Consider the following 3,248-nt stretch of genomic DNA (forward strand, 5'->3'; position numbering starts at 1 on the left):
TGGGTTTGAGATTTAGGATGGGTTTGAGATTTGGGCTGGGTTTGAGATTTGGGCTGGGTTTGAGATTTGGGCTGGGTTTGAGATTTGGGCTGGGTTTGAGATTTAGGTGGAGTTTTAGGTTTTTGGATTTTGGCTGTTGTTGGGGCAGACTGTTCGAGTTCGTGCAGTCGTTTGAGAGAATTTTCAAAGGTAATGAGATTGGGAATATCGAGTTCTTCTTCTTCGGGTATTTTCGGTGCTTCTAACTTAGGAGATTCTGTCAACAGAAAATCTCGCAAATCTTTGAGGGGATCGTCAAGTTCTTCAGCACGGGGTTTAAAGAGACTAGAAACTGCTGGAGATGAGGTTTTCGGTCTAGCTTTCCGTCCCCCCGAACCATTTTGGCGTTGGCGATCGCCCTGAGATTGTGATTTGGGAGGAGGGGGCGGCGTTTGACGGGCTGTTGCTGTCTGTTTCGGAGTGTTTTTTCGATCGATTGATTTCTCGTTGGTTTGAGGGGTGATGTTATTGGCAGAAGATGAACTGAGAGCCGACTCTGGGAGATCGGGCGGGGGATTCGTGTCAGAGAGATTGGTTGTAGAATGCACCATAGGAGGATTTTCAGGAGGATTATCCTGTTTTACAGTTTCGGTTGCGCTGTTTTGTTTTTCTGGAGAAGTTTTCTGCGGTTCGAGAGAGGAAGAGACTGATGGTTCTACGACTTGACTCTCTTCTATGTCTTCGGCCAGAGAGGGTATCTCAGTATTGGAGTTTTCAATATTGGAGTTTTCAGTATTGGAGTTTTCAATATTGGAGTTTTCAGTATTGGGTGGCTGGCTTTTTAATTCGGTAGGTTCAATTAAACTCTCGAATAGAGCAGGGATATTTTCTGTATCAGCTAAAGATGGCCAATCATCATGCCAATCATCATGCCAATCATTATCAGAAAAAGAGGGTGTTTCGGCACGATCGTCGGAGGGAGAAGGTGAGGGAGAAGGTTGAAATTTGGTGATTTTCTGCGCCCAGGTTGAAATGGGGGGAGCGATCGCCTCTTCTGAGTCTTCGGAAAGGCGATCGCCAGACGAGAGAGAGTCAAATTGAGGGGGATCTTGGGGAGTTTGACCCAATAATTGCTCGAGGTCGTCAAAGGTTAATCCTTCTGGATCTAGTTCTGAATTGGAATTGGGCTGCGCGATCGCAGAACCTTTACTTTCTGAGGCTTCCGACCGTCTATTTCTTGGGTCATTTTCTGGGTCATTTTCTGGCGGGGTCTTGGGTTCGAGAGATTCTTCCGTTAATTCTTCATTATCCGGTTCCGCCCAGAAATCCAGCAAAGCATCCCATGCTTGAGTGCGTTTTGCTCCATTATCCGAACCCCGAGACCGATCCGCCCCGTTCCCGTTTGAGTTTCCTGAAGTTGAATTTTGTTTAAACATCATAAGCCACCATCCGCATCCCGAGGATTCAACCCCATAGCACCAATAGTAATTCAATTCTCAAGTATCAGTAAAGAATGAATTGAGAATCGGCGAAAAAAATCGCAAAGCGTTGCCTCTCATTCCTTTTAATACCTTACACCCTAAACCCTACAGCGTTCTGCTAAAAAATTGAAGTTGGCAAGAGAGGCAAAACCAGACTGGTAAAATAGTAAACCAAGGGGGCTGTAAAAACATAGCTGTCTGTGCGATCGAGGATGCCTCCATGGCCAGGAATGAGTTGTCCGGAATCTTTAACCCCAGCGTCTCGTTTCATCATCGATTCGGTTAAATCTCCTAAAAGACTGGTAATCCCAATGGATATTCCGATGAGAACGCCACTCAACTGCCAGCTATGCCAGTGTAAATACCATGCCCCCAATGTGGCAACGCTGATGCTGCCTAAGATACCAAATACGGCTCCTTCTACGGTTTTTTTGGGGCTAATAGGGGACAGTCGCGTGCGCCCAAAATATTTGCCCATCAGATAGGCACCAATATCCGCAGCCCAAATACAGCCAAAGGTTAAAAAGGTAGTGGTTAGGGCGGGGGAAAGATGATTGAGGCTAAAAGGGGCTTGCCAGGAGCGATCGCCGAAAAAATTGAGCAAAAAAGGAACATCCAGAGGGGAATTGGCTATTGCTTCCTGGGGGTTCGCGATCGCCAAATCTACCCGCAAGCGGATCCAATAACTCGGCAAATATCCCCCATAAAATAAGCCTAAAATCGAGGTGGAAATATCGGCGATCGTGGCAATTTTAGGCTGAAAGAGCAAGTAAAAACAGATTAAGGTCCCGCTTATGGGAAAAAGTGCATCGGTAAGATTGGGGACGACTGTGGCAATAATCAGTAAGAGTTGAGAAAGAATAAGAGTTGTTTTGGCGGCGGGTTCAATTCCTTTTGCTCGCACCATTTGAAAATATTCTGATTGTCCCAAAAAAACGATAATCATAAATCCGGCGGTAAAGACCCAGCCACCAGCAATAATCATTAATAGGGCGACGGCGATCGCAATGATTGCACTCAAGATGCGAGACCAAGGCATAAGCAATTTATAATTCCAAGTTAAAAGTTAAAAACTAGGCTTGTGAAGATATTTAGGTTAAGAAAATCCTATCAAAAATTTAAAGATAAATAAAAGTTAATTTAGCATTCTCGTTAATGGTCAACTGCATTAGAATTTTTCCCCGCTCAAAATGAAGATGGGATTAACGGCAGCAAAGGTTTGATGAATACCGCGCTTTTCCAAGCGGTTTGCTGATGATTGCACGACTTCGAGGTTTCTGGCTTGCAGTTGTGCAAATCCTTCAGAAAGGGCGTAAAGATTTTCGAGATTATTGGCAGTGGCAACAATTCTACCTTTGGGTTGCAGTTCTTCCCAGAGGGCTTTGAGGACGATCTGAATCGGTTTCCCCCCTTCCAAGCAAATTCGCTGGGGTTTGGGATGCAGGTCTTGCAAACAATCCGGCGCATTTCCTTCAATAACGCTAACATTCTCAACTGAAAAGCGATCGCAGTTCCGTCGGATTAAGTTGGCAACTTCTTCATCTCGTTCTACAGCAACGATTTTACCTTTAGGGCAAAGCAATCCTGCTTCTATGGGAATTGTTCCGGTTCCTGCGCCAATATCCCACAAAACGGAGTCGGATTCCAAACGCAGTGCAGAGAGGAGCAGGAGTCGCACTTCTCGCTTACTTAAAGGAATTCCCGGAAGTTGCTCGAATAAGTCATCGGGAATCCCCGGAGTTGTATAAGGCCAGAGCATGGTTAAGAGTGGGCGTGGGGGAGGTGGGG

General features: G+C 45.7%; 3 protein-coding genes. All 3 read right to left on the reverse strand.

Annotated features, from left to right (window positions below; genetic code table 11):
* Positions 1-1,418: hypothetical protein (locus VB714_RS15175; protein WP_323225449.1), on the reverse strand; the 1,418-nt coding region annotated here is incomplete at its 3' end.
* A 160-nt stretch (positions 1,419-1,578) separates the two neighbouring features.
* Positions 1,579-2,499 carry a phosphatidate cytidylyltransferase gene (locus VB714_RS15180; protein ID WP_416309697.1) on the reverse strand — a complete coding sequence of 307 codons (921 nt, stop codon included), beginning with the start codon at positions 2,497-2,499 and terminating at the stop codon, positions 1,579-1,581.
* A 129-nt stretch (positions 2,500-2,628) separates the two neighbouring features.
* Positions 2,629-3,219 carry a precorrin-6Y C5,15-methyltransferase subunit CbiT gene (gene cbiT, locus VB714_RS15185; protein ID WP_416309698.1) on the reverse strand — a complete coding sequence of 197 codons (591 nt, stop codon included), beginning with the start codon at positions 3,217-3,219 and terminating at the stop codon, positions 2,629-2,631.
* Positions 3,220-3,248 lie beyond the last annotated feature (29 nt).

This window comes from Spirulina sp. 06S082 (genome assembly GCF_034932145.1).
Lineage (GTDB): Bacteria > Cyanobacteriota > Cyanobacteriia > Cyanobacteriales > Spirulinaceae > CCY15215.

Excerpts from the sequence above, each read along its gene's own strand:
- VB714_RS15180 (WP_416309697.1), bottom strand. The coding sequence starts at position 2,499 with ATGCCTTGGTCTCGCATCTTGAGTGCAATCATTGCGATCGCCGTCGCC.
- cbiT (WP_416309698.1), bottom strand. The coding sequence starts at position 3,219 with ATGCTCTGGCCTTATACAACTCCGGGGATTCCCGATGACTTATTCGAG.